Raw genomic sequence first — 19,773 nt, 5'->3', positions numbered from 1 at the left:
GCAGATTTAATCTGCTTCGTCTGTTACACTATTCATTTTAAATTCAGCACACTCTTATCGCCTGTAATTTCTACTTTTGCAGGAGTAGATTTACGAGTGCAGTAGTCAAACTCTGCCGATTTATCGCCGCTGAACGATTTCCATTTCAGTTTCAGCTTAACAGTCTTACCTTCTGTGTCCGGCAGTTCATCCAGTTTGAAAGCGACCAATCCGTCACCTTCTGTTCCGTAGACATCTCCGTAAGCATTATGACGAAACTCTACTTCATAAGGATTAGCCGGATCTTTACTTACCAGTAAGTTTACGAAATGAGCCTTGCTACGATCTCCCCACAATGTTCTGAAACGGAGTGTCAGGTAGCCATCTTCTGCAATTGTTACCCAGTCCTTAATCATTTCTACCGGGTCTGTTCCATATACAGAATCGTTATCCACTCCCAGATCCGGAGCGATTTGTTTTGTCAGAATACTGTCTATCCAATTAACATGGACAGCTTTAGTATAGCCTTCACTAGGTTCGTTTACTACACTGAAATTGACCAGTGCTCTAACTTCTTTATCTCCGTAAGGCGAAGAGGTCAGATTTGCCGGTAATAATGTTGTTGAGTCATCCAATTGCAGGAAGAATGAGTTATCACTAACCGGTTTTACTGTCACAAGGGCGTTTGGCGTTAGATACCCATAATAATAGTTATCATCATCATCCAAACAAGATTGAAAGGTTAAAGAAGTAAATAAAACTCCCGTGGCCATTAAAAATAATTTCAACGTCTTCATAGCTTAATATCACTAAATTATTAAATGTTTATACCAATGAAGATGGATGAGAGTCTGAAAATGCTGCAAGAGAAGTTGATAAAATATATTAATAGAAATTTATACACCTATTGTATCTCCTGATCAAAGAGAAAAGGTATGCCTTGTAGTCCTGCGAAAGATTGTGCCACTTTTTCATGTGCCTGAACGTGATTGTTAATGTGCGTAAAAAAAGGAAAGAGAGTATATGAAAAATACGGTAAAAATAAAAAACGTAGAGTTTGAACGACAGTTTGAATCTCAACGGGAAGCGAAAAAAGTGAAAATACCTTTCTTTTATAAGAAAGAGAGACTGTATCAAAATGATTGATAATCTAGCGTTATCAGCGGCTAAAGTAGCAACTTTTAACGACCGGAGCAAGGTTTTCAAGTAGTATTTTACTACAATTTGATAATATTGAAATAACGCCATCCTTTTGGGCGTAGAAGTTTTTTGATTTACTGCAGAGTGTAATGTGTTGAAAAACAACGATTACACGGATAGCGTCAGTCCCAACTCTCTTTCTTATAAAAGAAAGAGATTCTGACGAAATGTTAAAACGGCGCTTTTGATGTAGTAAATTAATGATAAAAGGATGGCAAGTATAGGACACAAATTAGAAACGAAAGGAGTTATTATGACACTCTTATCACTGGTATTAATAAGCACAGGTTGCGAAGACAAAATCGACTCTCCGACGGTAAATCCGTCGGAAGGAAAGACGGTGGAAGTAACGCTCAATCTCGGTATTGCCGACGAAGAAGACGGGGCAGGAGCAACCGCTTCGCCGACCAGTAAGGCAGGTAGCAACAGCCGTTCGGCTTTGGAGGCCGTTCCTGTTTATGGTATGCAGACCAAATCAGGAACAGATATTCCTGACAAACTCTACAATCTGGAAATCTGGCAATATGATGGAAGTGGAAAGCAGATTGGCGGTAAAGCACTAGGTAACGTCACTGTCGGTTCAACTTTTACAGCTAGCCTGAAGCAGGCAACCGGATGCAAACTTTTGCTTGTCACCCGGGGGGCTTCCGCCGATTTCGAATCACTATCCGGTAAAACATTATCTGAAGTGCAGAACATGACAGTGAAAGCGAAGGAAAGCAATATCAATGCCATTGCGCCCAATGCTATCGGTAACAGTCTGGCCAATATGACTTATTACCTCTATTTGGAAAACGTCAATATCACCTCCGCCGGTAAAATCGAAAGTCCGGCAGGCCAAGACGTCCGCCTGTTGCTCAAACGGCTGGCCACAAAAGTAGAATTAAACTGGACTTTTGCCTCGGACATGACTCAAAAAGGCTATACCCTGAAAGAAGTCAAACTCTGTCAGGTTCCTGCCCATTACCGCTTGATCCCTCGAACAGAAGAGACCAAATGGGGCAACGTCTATCCGAGCTCCGTTGCCGAGTTTGTCGATGTTTACCGCTTGACAGGAACAGAACTGGATAATGCCAACAGCGCGAAGACCGTTTGGATTCCCGCCAATGCCCGCGGCATATCTTCCTATTCCAATTCCCCTTATTACCGTAATAAGACGAACGCCAACCCAGCAGCCACTTATGCCGAGTTTGTGGTAGACAACAGCGAAAAGAAAGAACGCCTCTACTACCGTGTCTATTTAGGCGGCAACGAAACCGACGATTTCAACCTACTGGAAAATACCAACTATCATTGGACAGTCAATATTAATAAGGCCGACTATGTCAACGACCCACGCATCCAGTTGCTCGACCAGACACCGGTAAAAAGCACCAACGAACAACCGACTTCCAACTGCTTCATGATGCTTCCGGGTACGAACATCTGCTTTAATCCCTATAAACATGAAGCGGGAGTGAATGGGTGGAATACCGAACTGACAACCGATGGTTCGATCAAGGATGGAAAAGAAATTAAAAAGGTGAAAATACTCTGGCAAAACAAAGATGCCGGAACCAGTGGTGAACTGGTAATGGGTTATCCGATAAGTGAGAGTGACCACAGTAATCTGGTGAAACTCACGAATGGAGATATTGCGAAAGATGCACGTATCCATCTGAAAGTACCCGTTACCAACGGAGGAAACGCTTTGATAGCCGCATATGGTACGGATGACAAAATCGCTCTCTGGAGCTGGCATATATGGGTTTCAGATTACGTGCCGGCATTACTTGGGAGTTTTACTGCTGGTGATGCTACTAGCCGGACCAAGGCTATCGAAGCAGCTCAGAATACCACCCGGGGCGGAATAGTACATACTTATCAAGGTGCCAGCTGGACACAAGAGTCGGGTGCTTTCTATAAAAAAGTCATCATGGACCGTAACCTGGGTGCTATCCGTGCTGTCCCGGCATTGGAAAGTGATCTGGAGTCGGCCCGTACGTATGGCGTTCTTTACCAATGGGGGCGTAAAGATCCGATGCCAGGTTCGGCCGATGGCTCTTATGAAGAAGCCAATACGATCTTCAATGCTGACGGATATACGATACCGTTAGGCAAGGAAGATGGAGGAAGTCTGGCGAATTCTATTGCCAACCCATCTACTTTTTATCGTAAGATGTATTTAGAGAATGGATTATGGGGACCGTCAACGAAGACGATCTATGATCCTTGTCCGAAAGGGTGGAAAGTGCCGGATTTCTACAACGCTACAAATTACACAATGTTTGATGGCTTTGCTTTTGGCAGTAATCTGGCGTTGGTGAACAATAAAAAATGGCTTACATCTCCGATAGCTGAGTCAGCTGCGGTGATAAAGGCAACCAACGGGCTTTTATACTTATATCCAGGAGAAACGTATGCGGACTATTCTTGTAAATCTGTCTGGTTTCCGATGTATTGGATGAGAGAGGCTGGAACAGGCCTGTTGAGAACAAGTGCCGCTTGTTTTGTGATGTATTCTGCGCATGAATCATCGAAAACAACATACGTTTACTATACGGAAATCAAAGCGCCATGCGCTTTGATTCTGACAAATGATGATAAAGCAGTTAAAGCTTACGGCATGTCTGTTCGCTGCATTCAAGAGAAATAAATTAGACTCCGGCTCTATGCCGGACTAAATAAACAACATTATTATTAACAATTAAACATGAAACATCATGGAAGATTACAACAAAGAGTATTACTGGGAATTTTATCTGCGTGATAACCCATTGACAAAAGACAATACAAAAGACTGTATTGCCGAAGTGAAAACCGGTCCGAAAACCCTGACCAAAGAAGATACGGCCCGGGAAATCAAACGCACCGGCTCTGAGCTGAAGTTGCCGACCATTCTTTCGGTAACGTCGCAGGACAGTGATATCATTCTCGAAGCCCTGTTGAACGGCGATAGCGTGACAACGGACCTTTGCCAGTTCTCCCCGCGTATCCTGGGTGCTTTCGAGAACTCGGATGCCCAGTTCGACCCGGCTATCCACAAACTGACATTCGAGATCGTTCCGACGAAGAAACTTCGCGATGCCTTGAAAAACGTAAAAGTGATCAACATGGGCACAAAAGCCGATGTGGCCCGTATCAGGCTTGTTACCGATACCCTGACCGGCCTGTTCGACGGATCGATTACGGCAAGCGAAGATATTATGATTACGGGCAATAACATCAAAATAACAGGCGACGAGGCTGTGGTAGGCGTTTTCTTCGTTGCTGGCGACGGCACAACGACCAAAGTGACCCGCCGTCTCACCCAGAACGACCCCAGCAAGGTGATCGCCCGTGTTCCGGCGTTGGCCGACGGCAGCTATACATTGCGTATCGTCACACAGTTCAGCCAAAGCAGTACGACTTTGAAAGAAGCACGTACCCTGGAATATCCAACGAAACTGGTGGTAGGCGACTCCGGCGGCGGAGATCGTCCTGAAATCGAATGATTTGCAGGGAGGGTCAATGTAGCGTTGCATCGACACCAAGTGCAGCGTTGCATCGACATCGAGTGTAACGTTGCACTTACACCCAGTGCAACACGGCATCGACTGTCGATGCAAAAACAAGCGTTCTTTGACATGATGAGATTGATAAAGAGAAAAGAAATAATGAGCCAATGGGTAATATGCCAATGTGGCAATTTAGACAAATCTCAAACTATTTACTATATCCATTGGTATATGCAACATTAGCATATTATTCTTATCTTTGTGTTCGTGCTTAAAAACAACAGAGACATGGAAACAACACCGATCAGAAAACTCCCGGTAGGGATACAGGATTTTACCTCTTTGAGGGAAGACGGATTTCTATATGTAGATAAGACTGCATTGGTTTACAAAATGGTAACGACCGGCAAACCTTATTTTCTGAGCCGCCCGCGCCGTTTCGGTAAAAGCCTGCTGCTTTCCACGCTCGAAGCTTATTTCCTCGGACGGAAAGACCTGTTCAAGGGACTGGCTATCGAACAACTGGAGAAAGAATGGAAAGTGTATCCGGTGCTTCATCTGAGTCTCAATGCGAAATTCTACGAAACGAAAGAGAGCCTGGAACAAATACTGGATGATCACCTGGTTGCTTGGGAAGATAAATATGAAATCACAAAAAAGAAGGAATCAACTAATTACGAAGGTCGTTTCATGCAAATTATCCAACAAGCCTGTGAGAAAACAGGGGAGAAGGTTGTCGTTCTGATTGACGAATACGACAAACCTCTGTTACGTACATTATTTAATGATGACCTGCACAACGTTTACCGCGAAATGCTGACCGGCTTTTACACCGTCCTGAAAGATGCTGACCGCTACTTGCGTTTTGTATTTATCACCGGAGTGACAAAGTTCTCGCAACTAGGTATTTTCAGTAACCTGAACCAACTGATAGATATCAGTATGGCTCCCGATTATGCAACGGTTTGCGGTATGACAAAGGTAGAAATCGAACGCGACTTCCAACCCGAACTGGCTGCCCTTGCCGCCATGAACAAGCTGACATACGAACAAACAGTAAATGAACTGACGAAACGTTACGACGGCTATCATTTCTCGGAGTTCCGGACAGAGGGTATCTTTAACCCTTTCAGTGTATTGAATGCATTGCTACAGAAACGTTTCAGCAGCTATTGGTTTGCTACGGGAACCCCTACGATGCTGGTCGATATGCTGAAAAAGACAGACTACGATCTGCGCCAGCTGGACGGCATAGAAGTGCCGGCAGCTGCACTGACCGACTACCGGGCGGATTTTCAGAACCCAGTGCCGATCATTTATCAGAGTGGGTATCTGACGATCAAAGATTATGATTCAGAATTCAACTTTTTCCGTCTTGGCTATCCGAATGCCGAAGTGGAATATGGATGGTTAAACTTTATCACACCGTATTATACGTCTTTATCGGAAGCGAATGCTCCGTTTTATATCGGTAAGTTCAGCCAGGAGTTGCGTGCCGGTGATGTCGATGCATTTATGGAACGGCTGCGTGCTTTCTTTGCAGACATTCCCTATGAACTGAACGACCGGACCGAACAGCATTACCAGATAATCTTCTATCTGGTCTTCAAACTGTTGGGGCAATATGTAGAAGCCGAAGTTCGCAGTGCCCGTGGTCGTGCGGATGCAGTAGTAAAAACAACCGACTACATCTACGTATTCGAATTCAAACTGGACGGTTCGGTAGACAAAGCCCTCCAACAAATTGACGACAAAGGCTATCTGATCCCATACACAGTCGATGGCCGCCAGTTAGTCAAAGTCGGCGCCGACTTCAACAAAGAAGACCGCAATATCGGCGAATGGAAAGCCGTTTTCTGTTGATAGGCGGGGTTCGCGGCAGGTGAAAATATAGAAATAAATGAGCTATCCCGTTCCCGTGCCCGACACGGGATCGCAAAGGCACAAACCGTATCCTATATGTATGGTTCACCGATAGGATCGGGTGACTATGTAGTCAATGAGGCCGGTACTGCTGTGGCTGCCGATGATATAGGCTTGACTCTTTACCGCGGAGAATATGATATTTACCTGGTATCCTATAATAGTCAGGATTTTTATCCAACAGCTAATGGGGCAAAGAATCTGATCGAAGTATCCAACGGCAAAGATTTTATGTATTCAAACCTCAAAGGCATCTCTGTCCAACCGACATCGGCTGGCGAAAACATGATGTCGGTTACCTTGCCTGAACCGTTTACACGGCTTTGCTCGAATGTGGTCATAAAGGTACAAGCGAATCGTACCCAACCGGTTTCCGTATCAACATTAGCTGTTTCATCAGTAAATATTACTAAGCTCTCCTGTAATTTATCCTATCAGATGGGGGAAACGGTCTGGTACAATGGTGAAACTGTTCCACAAACAGGTACTGCCGGATTGGGTGAGACAGACTTCTCTAATGGCAACAATGATAATGTACAAGCCGGTCGTGAAAATACAACACCTTTAGTGATACTGCCATTGATAGGAACCGATCCGTTGAAGTTCGAACTCAATCTGAATATAGGTTATATGAAAAATGGTAAACTGACACATAAAATATTCCCCTACAGGCCAAAGGTATATAAATCATTCCTTCCGGGAATGACATACGAGTTCGAATTCACGTTGACATTCTTCGGAGACCAGGAACCGACAGACCTTTCACTGGCTATTCTGGAATATACGACTGTAAAATTTTCGACAGACGAAGTCGGCAAATAATAAAAAGGAGGAAAAGAAATGAAAAAGATAGAAAGAAAAGGGATATTATCCCTGTTATTCTTTTGCATATGTTTCTGCGGCTGCGAAAAAGATGGCTTGCAGGAAAAAACAAGGCAGTTATATATTCAGTTAAGCATGCCGGAGTCTATCCATGTGGAAACAAAAGGAACAGGTGACACGAAGCCTGTTTTAGACGGTGTAGAAGTACAGAATGTATGGATCGTTCAGTTTAAGGTAAACGACGATGATAATAAAAGTACCGGTAGTTGTCTAAAAGCGCTTTATGTTCCTCAGTCCGGCATCTCTAAATCCACAGACGAGAATCAGGATGGCCTGATTGTCAATCTAAAAACGGGAGGAGATACGGATATAAGCAAATTTACAGCAGACAATAGCCTCTTTTATGTGATTGCGAACGGAAGCAGGGCTATGTTGACAAATGAAGGAAGTGATGATGCTATGTATTCGCTGACAGCAGAAGAGTTGGCAAAGATAACTGAAAGCGACCTAAAAGCAAAGACTGTGCCTATAGGAACTTCGGGAAAGCCATTTGTGACAACATCTCCCAAACTACTAACATCCGAACCATTTTATTATACCCCGACGAACGAAGGTGTGATAAAAGTGAGGGCGCAGATGTTCAGGGCTTTTGTTAAAATAAAAGTGAATATCACATCTGTCTCTCCCGGCCTTTTTGCGTTGGATGAAACAAGTGGCGATGCAACCGTTAAAATATATAACCTTCCTCAAAATATGGCAACCTATAGGGCAGCAGGGACAAATGAAAAAACTTATCCTACTGCCACCCCAGCAGGGAAAGAATCAGAAAGAAAATGGTCCGGGAAGTGAGTCCGACAAGTTAGCCGGATGTACTTATATTGAACTGGCCGGTATTTACAAATATGATCCATCACATACCGACGGTGTAAAAGTGAAATATACTTTTTACCTGGGAGGAAACTTCACGAACGACTATAACATAGCCCGCGATTATTCTTATGATATTACATTCAGGATTGCCGGTCCCAACAGTGCCGACGTGCGTGTAGAGATCACCGATGGGAATGTGGCTATTTTTAATGAAGTAGATGTAATAAAAAATATCATTGTTGATTTTTAAGTTATGAATAAGATTGAATTTGCTAAAAGAATTGCTACCCGTTTATCTATCTCACAGAGAGAAGCTCTAACGTTTATCGGTACTTACGAAAATATACTTGCGGATGCCCTTATTGATGAAGGGATGATGGTCAGTCAGGGGTTCGGAACCTTCACATTATGGTCGCAAAGCGAACGGCCGGGACGGAATCCCAAAACAGGCATACCGGTAACCATTCCATCGCGTAACAGTGTAAAATTCAAACCGGGCAAAGGCTTGCTCGAATATCTGAATAGTAAAGGAAAACGTAAAGATTGAAGTCTACATTAGAGAGGCTGCAAAAGTAGAGGAGGTATACCAAAGTTCACTGCCCTGTCATCCCGGATCAAGTCCGCCATGACAAAACAAGGTTATGGCATACCTCCTTTGACACTTTTATATTATGAACTTGTTGCAAACATCAGCAACCGCGTTGCCAGCGACGTCAGTACATTCTTCCATCTGCTACCAGAAGAAGGCTGGGGTTGCCGGACTACAACAGGAGGGGTTGATACTGGGGCAGAGGGCGCGGGTACGGGTTCGGAAGGTTCCTGAAGTTGTTTTTTCCGGCTACCACGAACCAGATGATCCAGCATATCTTCGGAGGCCTTATCCATCTTTGATTTGGATAACTGCCCCAGATATATTTGTGTCGTTTGCAGAGACATATGACCGAGCGACTGGCTGATAACCCCTATCTCCGAACCCGACTCCAGCATCAGCGACGCCCAACTATGGCGCATCACATAAGTGGTCAGGGGATAAGGAAGGTTCAGTCTGTCACCGATCTCTTTCAGATACTCGTTCACACGATGTAAAGACGATTGAGCCGTCAATACACCTTTCCCAACCAGCTTTTCGTGCAGGAACGGGAATACCCAGCGAGAATCTTTCCGTTTGTACAACTGCATGATATGGTGCATTTCCGAAGTGATCTTTACCTGTAGGACAGCCTGTGTCTTGCTACGGTTATATTGGATATATCCGTAATGCACATTGTCCTGTTCCAGTTTATAGGCATCTACGAAACACATGCCGCGGGCATAGAAAAGAAAAAGGGAAAGATGAAGAGCCTCCAGTTGCTCCGGTCTGTCAGACAGATCGAGACGGGCCAGCCTCTTGATGTCACGCTCGGGAAGAGCCCGTTTACGGGTGGAAGGGACTGTGATATGCAGTCCCGCAAAAGGATTTCCGGCAGGATCATGATAATGCAGATCTTTTTTTATATTATTATAGATCGCTTTCAGATTGCGCAGGTAAAAGTCCTGGCTGCCGGGACTAAGTTCATCATTTCTTGATTTCTTATCCTGCAACAGCCACATGACAAATTCCTGTACCAACCCTGCCGTCAGATCTGCAATAGTCAGTTCCCTTACTTTACGACCTTTGTAGGCCACAAACTTATTCCATGCACTTCGGTAATTGGCAGCGGTCCTGTCCCTGCCTGCTTGTATCTTCCGCTCGATCAGGCGATTTACGCAATCGCGTAACGGAGGATAAATCTGCTTAAATTCTATATCCATCATAATTGTTGATTTAGTTCGGCAAAAATGCAAGTAAATTCAATAAAATATCCGGTATATAGAAACAAAAAGAAAACAAGATAGTTTGACTATCAAGCTGAATTGAATGAAAAAGGATCTGAAAATATCCTTATTATAGTAACTTTTTACTCGTGCAGCGCTTCAATCAACAGAGTGATATTGGCTGTAAACAACCTGACGGATATAGCCAACAGGATAATGCCGAAAAACTTACGGATGATATAGATACCGCCTTTTCCCAGCAGATGTTCCACCTGCTTAGTCATACGCACCACAAAATATACCCATAGCATATTCAGTATCAAAGCGACTACAATATTGATACTGGCATACTCGGCCCTCAATGAAAGCAGGGTTGTAAACGAACCGGCACCGGCCAGCAAGGGGAAGACCAGAGGCACCAGCGTGGCTTCCTTGATCGGTCCGTTATTCTTGAAGATCTCGATATCCAGTATCATTTCCAACGACAGCAGGAAAATAACGAATGCACCCGCCACAGCAAACGATTCGATATCCACATGGAATAGTTTCAAGAGAAAATCGCCAGCATAAAAGAAGCCGATCATCAGGATAAAAGATATAACCGTTGCTTTTAAAGCATTCACGTCTTTTCCTTTTTCCTTCAGATTGATGATAATGGGGATGGAACCAATGATGTCGATTACGGCAAACAGTACGATGAAAGCACTTATCATCTGTTGAAAATTAAAATCTGCGAACATATCCGGTCCTCCATTTAAAGTTATTATCTGTGAAGGTACTAATTTTCAGTAAGAACACGTATCTTTGAATCCGATATTAACAAAAAAATTATGGGCATAGTAATTGGTATAGACGTAGGAGGGAGCACTACCAAAATAGTGGGGATCGACGATAAGGAGATCCGGAATCCCATGTTTGTCAAGGCAACCGACCCGGTAACATCGCTGTTTGGTGCTTTCGGTAAGTATTTATATGAGAATGATATTCCCCTTTCCGACATAGAGAAAGTGATGCTCACCGGTGTGGGCAGTGCATACATCAATCAGCCGCTTTATGGTTTGCCTACAGCCAAAACAGATGAATTTCTGACTAACGGACTCGGGGCGCAGTATCTGACGCAGCTGGATAAGTTGATCGTTGTCAGTATGGGAACGGGGACTTCGTTTGTAAAAGTGGACGGTCCACTGATCGAACATATCGGCGGTATAGGGATCGGTGGGGGTACCATACTGGGGTTATCCCGCCTGCTACTTAAAACGCAGGATTTTCACCAGATTGTCAAGCTGGCCCTGAAAGGAGATATAACGACTATAAACCTGCAAATCCAGGATATCTGTAATATACCTTTGCCCGGACTGCCTCTGGATGCGACAGCCTCTACTTTCGGAAAGGCGGGAGCCAATTCATCGCAGGAAGACGTAGCGTTGGGTATTATTTACATGGTACTTCAATGCATCGGGCAATCAGTGATCCTTGCTGCACTGAACAGCGACATACATGATTACGTCCTGATCGGGAATCTGACGAAATTGCCGCAATGTGAAAGTATTTTTCCCCGGCTGGAAGAAATGTACGGAGGGCATTTCCTGATACCGGAATATGCAGAATACCGGACGGCGATCGGTGCGGCACTGACCTATATTAATAACCGGCAACATCAGGAGATAAAATAGCCGGATAATAAAAAAGCGTCAGCAGGCATATGAACCTTACTGACGCTTTTGATGATATATTATCCAAAGTATAGTCCTTGTTGTATTCCGTTGCTTACCAATATCTGCCCGTTTTTACGTTGTATGTAAATTTTGTTTTCTCTGGCCAGCCATCCGATTGCTAAGGTGGTATCTTCGTGGCTCAGGTCAATCCGTCTGCTCAGTTCTGGTATTGTCAACTCTCTTCCTTCATTCAGCACATGCCAGACTTTGCCGGCATTTTCTCCGATCTTCTCTAGTTCCATAATTATAATTTTATTAGATAATACATGTCCTCTTTCTAGAATAAAACAAAAGAGAACTCTTTCGGTTCATTTTTTCTTTCTTTGTTTAAACTTTTGCAAAGTACATAGATTTGAACGGAACGATCAATACCTATTATTGGGTTTCTATGTCCTGTTTTTGCGATTATTGGTGTAGAAAACTCAAATATGCTATCTTTGAAAATCATTTATCAGGACAATATGGAGGCAAACATACAAATATTTGACATTCCCACGGATTTTATTGCAGGCGACAATATCACCGGAGACATGCTGAATCGCTACGTGCGCTTTTCATGTAAAATGAAAGCAGTGCTTTTTGCATTTTGTGTAGAAGGTTCTGTCCATGCTACAATCAACCTGTCTGAATACACAATCAAAAAAGATGATTTTATCACATTAACGCCGGACAGTTTCGTCCAGCTCAATGACGTTTCTCCGGATGCTCATTTCTTCTACGCCTGCTTTTCGCAGGATTTCATGGAGAATAATAACCTGGTCTTAACAACCGTACGGTTACTTCCTATACTGGCTGAGAATCCGGTCATCTGTTTATCGGAAGATCTTTCACAGTTATATCAGGATATCTTCAAACCGTTGATCCATGCTTATTCATTGCCTTGTACGCTGGAGAATAAGGAGATCATTAAATCCGTTTTCACTATTTTTATGCAAGGTACGGCCGAATTGTATAAGAATCACGGCAAGTGGAAAAGCGCATTGCATTCACGCAGTAAAGTGATGTGCCGTGAGTTTATCAAACTGGTCATGTCGAATTATACGAAACAACGGAGCGTTGCTTTTTATGCGGAACATCTGGGTGTTACCGTTTCCCATTTTTGTTCGACCATAAAAAAGGAAACAGGAAAGACGGCGCTCGAAATAATAACCGCCATTGTTATGATGGACATTAAAGCACAGCTGAAATCAACGGAACTTCCGATCAAGGAGATTGCCTTTTCGCTGGGATTCAACAATATGTCGTTCTTCAACAGATATTTCAAAAGGCATACCGGCATGACACCACAGGAGTACCGCAACAGTTAAACTGTAACTTTTTTCACTGCGATTTCAGTAACCGGAGAAAATCATCTTTATAGCTGGAGGATATTTCTATCTCCGTATTATCTTCCAGGACGATGTAACCGCCGGAGTTTTTGTGGTATGACCTGACACAATGAAGATTGATTATATGTGATTTGTGTACACGGACAAACGGGAACGGCAATATCTCGCTGAAATATTTCAGAAAACGGCAGACCATCTTCTTGCTTTTATCTTTCAAATAGATGTCGGTGAAATTTCCGTTTCCCTGCAACCGGATGATATCTTCCATCTTTATCACTTCAAATCCTTCGAGAGTAGGGAGGATCACCTGGCGCTTTTCCGGTTTCGGCTCGCGCATATTTTCAATCAGAATCTGATTGCGATTGAATATCTCCCGGTTGACGATGTGTTGCTGTACCTTATTTACGGCAAGGATCAGTTCTTCGATGCTGACCGGTTTCAGCAGATAGTAAGCTGCACTCTGGTTCAACGCCCGGAGTGAATATTCAGAAAAGGCGGTGACAAATATGGTTTCGAAATACAGGTCTTTACATCCTTCCAATACGTCGAATGCATTGCCGTAGGGCATTTCCACATCCAGAAACACCAATTGCGGTTCCAGTTCATGGAGTAAAGGGACGGCCGATTTACAGTCGTGGGCTTCTCCGACCACTTCGATGACCGGACAGTATTTTGCCAGATAATTCTTCAATGCCTCACGGGCAGCCGATTCATCTTCAACGATGACGCTTCTTATTTTCTGTAGCATTTCCATATTCAGAGTCTTCCGTTTTATATATCGTTCAGACAAAGATACTATTTTAAGCCATAAAAAAAATCCCCTGTTCCGGACAATTATACCGAAACAGGGGATTCTGAATTTTATCTATGGCAAGTTCTTAGAACTTAGACATATTCAGGTCTTTATCAACCAGTATGCCATCGATGGCCTTCAGGTTGAATTTGACTTTGCGTTTTGCTTTCAGCTTCAGGATGAACAGGTCGATTGTACCTGCCAAGACTTCCTTGTCACCGAGATTAACGAAAGTAGGATACAAGGCCTTCTGACCATTTGTATGCAGACGGTCGTAAGTAAGGTTCTCCATGACTTTCAGGTTTAACGGTTCTATGCCGACAAATTCGTAATCCTGCTGGTCGTACGGCAAAGCGAAACTCAATGCGTTAACCGCTTTGAGGTCTGTACCTGTTACCTTGACTTCCACGATCTCGTCTTTGTTGTAAGACTGTTTAGGAGCGCTGATCCCGATCGTTCCGGCTACTTTTGCAGTATCCTGTTCTTCGATGCCGCCATCCAGTTGAGTGGCAACGACGGATATATCGTAAGCATCGATCAGGCCGTTCTGATTGATGTCGCCGGCACTTACATAATCGAAGTCGCTGTCACCTTTACGCAGACCTGTGTAGTTCATGTAAGAAGTCAGGTCATTGCTGTCGATCTTCTTGTCGTTGTTGATATCGCCCGGCAGGTAGCTTTCTGTTCCCGGTACCTTGAAGACGTACAATTCGCGGCCTGAACCGTAATTGCCGACACCTTCCGTTACATTCAGTTTGATGTAGCGTGCTTTCGGTTTATCCTTAAATTCGAATATCTTCACATCACCGTTGCGTTCGAACTTGAAGGAATCGACCGGTATCCAGTTTTCTTTATCCATACTGTAAGAGACGAAACCTCTCAGCATTGTTCCGTTACCGCCGTCCTGACGTGACAGATAATGGAATTTATCCAGCTGGTTAACCGTGCGCAGGTCAATGATCATATCGAACGGTATAGCATTCTTGCGGTATTTCGTATGGAACATGTCTCCCAGTTCAGCAAAGTCGAACAAACGGAAGATTTCGAAACCACCCTGCTCTTCGGCAGTTACTTCACCCCGGATTCCCTTGATGGCAAATTCGAGCGGGTTCGATTTCGTCTTCACATTGAAGGAAGACCAATCGGAATAACCGTCTTTGTTTACAGAACGGATCTTGAAGGCATAATCAGTTTCGGCTTCCAGCCCGTCGAACAACAATTCTGTATTTCTGATAGTCGTGTACAGCATATTGTTGAATTCAATTTCGTAGAAGTCGGCACCTGCCACTTTATTCCAGGTCGGTTTCAATGAATAGGCTTCCAGGTTTTCATCTGTGACCTGTGCAACAGGAGCGGCCAATGTACCGGTCGAAATACGATGGCTGTTACCCATATCGAATTTGTAACCTTCAAAGCTGATGCTTGTTTCGTTCGCTGTGATATCCGCAGAAGCGAGCTTTACCAATAACTGCGGGTTCTTAGTGATCGTTACCTTTTCAAACTCGCTTCCTTTCGTTGCAAACTTGTTCAGGTTGGGCGTTGCATCATAGAAATAAACGTTTTCACCTTTCAGGAATTCGTCCATCGAACGGGCTTCCGTCAGCTTTACCTTGTTTTTACCAACTTTGGCAGCCACTTTTTTCGGCATTTCGGAAACATTGATACGGAGTTCGGTTACTTTATCTTTGACGAAACCGTCAAAGCTGCCTACTGCCGGCCGGATTGTAATCGTTACATTATTCTTACTGCCTACTTCCGATTCGATCCGGGTCGTTACACCTTCACCTTTCAAATAGGCTTGTGTCGTGCCATCGTCGTCATATTCAGTAAACGAACTGTTACCGTCCGGATAAATTTCATAAACGCGCAGGTTCTTATTGATCTCGGTAACATTATTATTAGGGTTAGTCATCGGAATGATGGCGCCGCTCTTTACAAATACCGGCAACTTCCATAACGGAGAAGCAAAATTGTTGACAACACAGTTGCCTTCATATTTTTCTCCGGTAAAATAGTCTACCCAGGTTCCTTCCGGTAGATAAATGCCGTCGCGTATATCGTTACCTTTTTCATCTGCCTGTGTTTCCTGATAGATAGGGGCAACCAGGAAATACGGTCCGTACATGAACTGATATTCGGTTGCTTTACCATAAGTATACTGATTCGGGTATTCCAGGAACATGGCACGGATCATCGGCTTACCGTCTACTGCTTCCTTTGCAATGCTGTAGGCATAAGGCATCAACTCCGATTTCATTTTCAGATACCAGCGGTTGATAGATGTTGCCGGTTCGCCAAGGGCATGCGGATATTTCTCATTGGCACCCCAACCGTCCATATTCAACTGCATCGGCGTCCAGGTCTTCCACTGAAAATCGCGTGTGTTCATTGCCAGGTTCTTTCCGCCGAAGATACCATCCATGTCGGAAGTGATATTCGGTTGTCCGGATAATCCCGAACCGATATAAGTCGGGATATGGAAACGGATATATTCCCACTGGCCGCCTGTCTGGTCGCCCGACCAGATACCGGCATAACGTTGCGTACCGGCCCAACCGTCAAGGGAGATAATGAAAGGACGCGCATCGTTACCATAATAAGGCATGATATGACCTACGTCAGCCACACCGTTCAGTCCGAATGAATAACCGGCACCTACCCAAGCCACGTCGGTCTTCAAAACACGAACACCGGCATCGCGTACTTCTTTTACGATATCACGCTGTAACAAGGCACTGATTTCGGGTTTCGGATGCAAATCCGACTGTGTCCAAAGTCCGATTTCGACACCATTTTTATGAGCATAATCAGCCAGACTTTTCAGGTTCTGGATATTTCCGTCCAATGTTTCGGTCTGTCCGTATCCGGCACCGTAACCGTCGTTTGGCAATAACCAGCCGAACGGCATATCGTGGTTCTTGTAGCGGTCGATCACGGCACGGGCGGAGAACTGGTAATTGTTCTTTTCGCCGTTCAGGGATTCTTTTACACCGCCATTGTCTTTCTGGCTTTCCTTGTAACGTTTGCCGTCTTCAAAAAGGATACCTTTCTCGTCTTCCACCCAGTAGTCGCGGTTATAAGCATTCAGGTGTCCCTGATAGAAACCGAACTTCGGTAATAAAACCGGATTACCTGTCAGCTGATAGAAATCGTTCAACAGGGATACGGCACCGTCATTGACCATATAGAACGCATCCAGGTAATCGGTATCATGTGACAATATTACTGTCCCTTTTTCGGCTGCACCGAAATCATATTTACCTTGTTTGAAGGTGTACCACATAAAGCCGTAGCCATTGGTAGACCAATAATAGGGGGCAGGCGAGGCAACGCCGCCATCGGTCCAGCTGTTCTGGTTTTCGATAGCGATCGCTTTTCCTTTATGCGAGAAGCGCCCGTTCTGTACACCACCGCCATAGAAGTATTCGCCGGGATTTTCCTTTAAGGTAAGGATTGTTTTTCCCTTATCATAAAGAACAGGTTTTACCTCCTCCAGGACAACTTTGTCTGTTGCCAGATTGGTCACCTTCAACAGGGAAGTGCTTTTATCCAGTTCCAGTCTGATCTCTTTGGTGCTGATAGAAATAGTCTTATTATCTTCTTTCAGCGTTAACGGAGATACCGGTTTTCTCGGGTTATCGACCAGGATCTGTGCTTCCGGTTTGGCCTCCGGGTCACGGATGATCCCTCCGTTGACGTCCTGAAATACTCTGAAGATGTTCTCTCCATAAAAGTCAAAGGCCATTCTCTGATTATCGGAGAACAGGAGTTCAACAGTCGTAGGATTGATCTGTTTCACACCGACAATTTTCTTATCCTGCTGTATTTCCATACATACATTGTCGGCTCTTTGTATGGCTTGCATGGATAAGGGTGAAAACAAGGGGAAGGCCAAAGCGAGTATGAGCACTTTCCTTTGTTTCATTTTTCTAATAGTGTCATTCATGTTGATGTTGTTTTAACGAATAAATGATTTAAGCAACAAACTTACAGGATATAATTATCATTAGCAAAAAATAATAAATATATCCTATAACAAAATTTCATGCGCAATCAGACAATAAGGGGGAATCTGAGCAGAACGATCACGCCTGTATCTTCATCATCTCCTTCCTTCTCAGTAATTTCGATCGTGATATGCATACCGTACAAGCTGTTCAATAGGTTGATACGCTCACGGGTATTAGTCAGGCCGCGTGAATGATGCTCTTTCTGGTGCCGGGTTTTAAGCTCGTTGCTTTTTTTCAGTCCGATCCCATTGTCTTCGATTTTAACACAAAGACTATTGCCTTCCGGCTTTACGGACAGTTTCAGCAGGCCACCGGACTCTTTATACCGTAAGCCATGCCAGATCGCATTTTCCAACTGGGGTTGTATCAGCATGTTAGGCACAGATATATGGTCGGTGTCAAGCGATTCATCCACATCTGTCTCGTAAACAAACTTATCGCTGAAACGCATGTGTTCCAGATCGAGGTATTCTTTCAATTGTTCGAGCTCCGTCGAGAGCGGCGTAAAGTCTTTATTGGAGTTTTCCATTATATTTCGCATCAGGCGGGAATAGGAGGAAAGATACTTATTCGCCTCCAACTCATTATTCTGGGCAATAAACTGATTCACACTATTCAGGCTGTTGAAGATGAAATGAGGATTCATCTCACGGCGCAACGACTGGAGGGCTATCTTTTTATTCTTCCGTCTGATGGAATACCAGGCTTTGACGATAAACACGAGAAAAATAAGGATCAGGACAATCGAGCCGATCAGTACATAGTTGAAGGTGTTTTTCTTTCTGATCAGTTCGTCTTTCAGGATACGTTCTTTCTCCAACTGGGCGATACGGGCTTCATGTGCCTGAAAGAATTTCTGGTCTATCAGTGTGCTGTCCGATTTAACCAGCGGTTCCAGTTTTTCCATAAAGTCTGCATATAAGTCCAAGGCTTTCCATTGCTGGTTCCCTTTCCTGTATTGCTCGACCAGCTGTTCCAGGCTTTTCTTAGCCTCTATCGTATGGCCCTCCTTCAACGCCATATCATAGGATTGCTGAAGGGAGGCGAGAGCTTTTACCTGTTGGCTATCGGCGGCATATACTTTGGCAATTTCTCTTTGTACCTTGATGGTTTCTACCGGTTTGTCCTTCACTTCAGACAATATGCTGTTCAGGTTACCTATGGCGGCTTCCTTATTATCCATGACCAGGTTGACATTTGCCATCTGATGGAAGGCGGCGACCCGATCCTCCTGTTGTTCCGGTTTGTAGGAGGTGTTCAGTAATTCAATATTTCGCTGTATATAAGGAGATTGTGCAACTGGGTTTGAGATATTCTTTAACCGGTTCACATCATTCGTATTCAGTTCAATAAAATTAGTGTCCTGTGACAGGTGGGCGGCATTGCCATAACTTAAAATAGCCTCTTGTATCTTCCCTTGTATCTCCTGTATCCTTGCCATTTCACGGTCGACCCGTGCTATCTTTTCATTGTTTTTGATTTTGTAAAACAACTGGCGGGCACTGATAAGATAATTCATTGCTTTCTCGTATTCCCCCTGTATCATGAGTGTTTTTGCCAGTGCTTCATAATCCGTCGCAACCGAATAATCCGACTTTCCGCTTTCCAGTGACGTGGAGAGTTTCATCACTGCTTTTCTGGCACTGTTTTGATAGACAGGAGGAACGGAATCCTGTGCTGTCATTGTTATGCAAGGACCTGTTAGCAGCCATATTGTCAAATATATAATCAGTCTGTTCATATCATGTTTTATTGAGATTGTAAAGTAAATATAAGTAAAACATTTATATCCTATATTTCACCAACTCAAAACGCCGGTTCACACATTCTTCCCGGAATCTTAATTATTAACATTCTATTTTT

General features: G+C 44.0%; 16 protein-coding genes. 9 read left to right on the top strand and 7 right to left on the bottom strand.

Annotation, left to right across the window (positions count from 1 at the left end; translation table 11 throughout):
• Nucleotides 1-32 precede the first annotated feature (32 nt).
• The gene (locus HMPREF1535_RS18335; protein ID WP_010803150.1) at nucleotides 33-776 is read right to left on the bottom strand and encodes a NigD1/NigD2 family lipoprotein; all 744 of its coding nucleotides are present in this window, start codon (nucleotides 774-776) and stop codon (nucleotides 33-35) included.
• Nucleotides 777-1,390: 614 nt separating this feature from the next.
• Here HMPREF1535_RS18335 and HMPREF1535_RS18330 point away from each other — a divergent pair.
• The 7 genes from HMPREF1535_RS18330 (at nucleotide 1,391) to HMPREF1535_RS18300 (ending at nucleotide 8,817) form a co-directional block, all read left to right on the top strand.
• Nucleotides 1,391-3,814, top strand: coding sequence for a DUF4906 domain-containing protein (locus HMPREF1535_RS18330; protein WP_222861288.1), 2,424 nt, complete (start codon nucleotides 1,391-1,393; stop codon nucleotides 3,812-3,814).
• Between the two features lie 67 nt (nucleotides 3,815-3,881).
• The gene (locus tag HMPREF1535_RS18325) at nucleotides 3,882-4,652 is read left to right on the top strand and encodes a DNA-binding domain-containing protein (RefSeq protein ID WP_046147089.1); all 771 of its coding nucleotides are present in this window, start codon (nucleotides 3,882-3,884) and stop codon (nucleotides 4,650-4,652) included.
• A 291-nt stretch (nucleotides 4,653-4,943) separates the two neighbouring features.
• The gene (locus tag HMPREF1535_RS18320; protein ID WP_046147088.1) at nucleotides 4,944-6,518 is read left to right on the top strand and encodes an ATP-binding protein; all 1,575 of its coding nucleotides are present in this window, start codon (nucleotides 4,944-4,946) and stop codon (nucleotides 6,516-6,518) included.
• A 96-nt stretch (nucleotides 6,519-6,614) separates the two neighbouring features.
• Nucleotides 6,615-7,400 carry a fimbrillin family protein gene (locus tag HMPREF1535_RS18315; RefSeq protein WP_046147087.1) on the top strand — a complete coding sequence of 262 codons (786 nt, stop codon included), beginning with the start codon at nucleotides 6,615-6,617 and terminating at the stop codon, nucleotides 7,398-7,400.
• An 18-nt stretch (nucleotides 7,401-7,418) separates the two neighbouring features.
• On the top strand, nucleotides 7,419-8,249 hold the full coding sequence (locus HMPREF1535_RS26000) for a hypothetical protein (protein ID WP_046147086.1): 831 nt from the start codon (nucleotides 7,419-7,421) through the stop codon (nucleotides 8,247-8,249).
• The gene (locus HMPREF1535_RS18305; RefSeq protein WP_052716747.1) at nucleotides 8,182-8,520 is read left to right on the top strand and encodes a DUF4906 domain-containing protein; all 339 of its coding nucleotides are present in this window, start codon (nucleotides 8,182-8,184) and stop codon (nucleotides 8,518-8,520) included. Before HMPREF1535_RS26000 ends, HMPREF1535_RS18305 begins: the two co-directional genes overlap by 68 nt.
• Nucleotides 8,521-8,523: 3 nt before the next feature.
• A complete protein-coding gene (locus HMPREF1535_RS18300; RefSeq protein WP_046147085.1) occupies nucleotides 8,524-8,817 on the top strand; it encodes an HU family DNA-binding protein in 294 nt (97 codons plus the stop codon).
• A gap of 122 nt (nucleotides 8,818-8,939) precedes the next feature.
• Here the strand turns inward: HMPREF1535_RS18300 and HMPREF1535_RS18295 are convergent, their stop codons facing one another.
• Together HMPREF1535_RS18295 and HMPREF1535_RS18290 are read right to left on the bottom strand one after the other, a co-directional pair.
• A complete protein-coding gene (locus HMPREF1535_RS18295; RefSeq protein WP_235438507.1) occupies nucleotides 8,940-10,064 on the bottom strand; it encodes a tyrosine-type recombinase/integrase in 1,125 nt (374 codons plus the stop codon).
• 143 nt (nucleotides 10,065-10,207) lie between these two features.
• The gene (locus tag HMPREF1535_RS18290) at nucleotides 10,208-10,804 is read right to left on the bottom strand and encodes a MarC family protein (RefSeq protein ID WP_007656636.1); all 597 of its coding nucleotides are present in this window, start codon (nucleotides 10,802-10,804) and stop codon (nucleotides 10,208-10,210) included.
• 90 nt (nucleotides 10,805-10,894) lie between these two features.
• On the opposite strand from HMPREF1535_RS18290, the gene coaW reads away from it, so the two are divergent.
• Complete coding sequence (coaW, locus tag HMPREF1535_RS18285) at nucleotides 10,895-11,737, top strand: type II pantothenate kinase (RefSeq protein WP_010803157.1); 843 nt, start codon at nucleotides 10,895-10,897, stop codon at nucleotides 11,735-11,737.
• Between the two features lie 59 nt (nucleotides 11,738-11,796).
• Here coaW and HMPREF1535_RS18280 read toward each other — a convergent pair whose 3' ends face one another.
• Nucleotides 11,797-12,021, bottom strand: coding sequence for a winged helix-turn-helix domain-containing protein (locus HMPREF1535_RS18280; protein ID WP_007656634.1), 225 nt, complete (start codon nucleotides 12,019-12,021; stop codon nucleotides 11,797-11,799).
• Between the two features lie 186 nt (nucleotides 12,022-12,207).
• Here HMPREF1535_RS18280 and HMPREF1535_RS18275 point away from each other — a divergent pair, with 186 nt between their 5' ends.
• Entirely contained in the window at nucleotides 12,208-13,086 is an 879-nt protein-coding gene (locus HMPREF1535_RS18275; RefSeq protein WP_007656633.1) for a helix-turn-helix domain-containing protein, read from the top strand.
• Between the two features lie 13 nt (nucleotides 13,087-13,099).
• On the opposite strand, the gene HMPREF1535_RS18270 is transcribed toward HMPREF1535_RS18275, so the two are convergent.
• The 3 genes from HMPREF1535_RS18270 to HMPREF1535_RS18260 form a co-directional block, all read right to left on the bottom strand.
• Nucleotides 13,100-13,861 (bottom strand): LytR/AlgR family response regulator transcription factor, encoded by a 762-nt coding sequence (locus HMPREF1535_RS18270; protein WP_007656631.1) that lies wholly within the window; start codon nucleotides 13,859-13,861, stop codon nucleotides 13,100-13,102.
• A gap of 124 nt (nucleotides 13,862-13,985) precedes the next feature.
• Entirely contained in the window at nucleotides 13,986-17,846 is a 3,861-nt protein-coding gene (locus tag HMPREF1535_RS18265; protein ID WP_046147084.1) for a TIM-barrel domain-containing protein, read from the bottom strand.
• A gap of 107 nt (nucleotides 17,847-17,953) precedes the next feature.
• Nucleotides 17,954-19,651: a tetratricopeptide repeat-containing sensor histidine kinase gene (locus HMPREF1535_RS18260; RefSeq protein WP_046147083.1), complete on the bottom strand. Its 1,698-nt coding sequence runs from the start codon at nucleotides 19,649-19,651 to the stop codon at nucleotides 17,954-17,956.
• Nucleotides 19,652-19,773 lie beyond the last annotated feature (122 nt).

The sequence above is a fragment of the Parabacteroides goldsteinii DSM 19448 = WAL 12034 genome, from assembly GCF_000969835.1.
Lineage (GTDB): Bacteria > Bacteroidota > Bacteroidia > Bacteroidales > Tannerellaceae > Parabacteroides > Parabacteroides goldsteinii.
This window is presented reverse-complemented; position numbering and strand designations above follow the sequence as displayed.

Bases quoted from the DNA above. Each gene is read 5' to 3' on its own strand.
- HMPREF1535_RS18325 (WP_046147089.1), top strand. From the start codon at position 3,882: ATGGAAGATTACAACAAAGAGTATTACTGGGAATTTTATCTGCGTGAT.
- HMPREF1535_RS18300 (WP_046147085.1), top strand. From the start codon at position 8,524: ATGAATAAGATTGAATTTGCTAAAAGAATTGCTACCCGTTTATCTATC.
- HMPREF1535_RS18275 (WP_007656633.1), top strand. From the start codon at position 12,208: ATGCTATCTTTGAAAATCATTTATCAGGACAATATGGAGGCAAACATA.
- HMPREF1535_RS18290 (WP_007656636.1), bottom strand. From the start codon at position 10,804: ATGTTCGCAGATTTTAATTTTCAACAGATGATAAGTGCTTTCATCGTA.
- HMPREF1535_RS18260 (WP_046147083.1), bottom strand. From the start codon at position 19,651: ATGAACAGACTGATTATATATTTGACAATATGGCTGCTAACAGGTCCT.
- HMPREF1535_RS18280 (WP_007656634.1), bottom strand. From the start codon at position 12,021: ATGGAACTAGAGAAGATCGGAGAAAATGCCGGCAAAGTCTGGCATGTG.
- HMPREF1535_RS18265 (WP_046147084.1), bottom strand. From the start codon at position 17,846: ATGAATGACACTATTAGAAAAATGAAACAAAGGAAAGTGCTCATACTC.
- HMPREF1535_RS18315 (WP_046147087.1), top strand. From the start codon at position 6,615: ATGTATGGTTCACCGATAGGATCGGGTGACTATGTAGTCAATGAGGCC.
- HMPREF1535_RS18305 (WP_052716747.1), top strand. From the start codon at position 8,182: ATGAAAAAACTTATCCTACTGCCACCCCAGCAGGGAAAGAATCAGAAA.
- coaW (WP_010803157.1), top strand. From the start codon at position 10,895: ATGGGCATAGTAATTGGTATAGACGTAGGAGGGAGCACTACCAAAATA.
- HMPREF1535_RS18320 (WP_046147088.1), top strand. From the start codon at position 4,944: ATGGAAACAACACCGATCAGAAAACTCCCGGTAGGGATACAGGATTTT.
- HMPREF1535_RS26000 (WP_046147086.1), top strand. From the start codon at position 7,419: ATGAAAAAGATAGAAAGAAAAGGGATATTATCCCTGTTATTCTTTTGC.
- HMPREF1535_RS18295 (WP_235438507.1), bottom strand. From the start codon at position 10,064: ATGATGGATATAGAATTTAAGCAGATTTATCCTCCGTTACGCGATTGC.
- HMPREF1535_RS18270 (WP_007656631.1), bottom strand. From the start codon at position 13,861: ATGGAAATGCTACAGAAAATAAGAAGCGTCATCGTTGAAGATGAATCG.
- HMPREF1535_RS18330 (WP_222861288.1), top strand. From the start codon at position 1,391: ATGGCAAGTATAGGACACAAATTAGAAACGAAAGGAGTTATTATGACA.
- HMPREF1535_RS18335 (WP_010803150.1), bottom strand. From the start codon at position 776: ATGAAGACGTTGAAATTATTTTTAATGGCCACGGGAGTTTTATTTACT.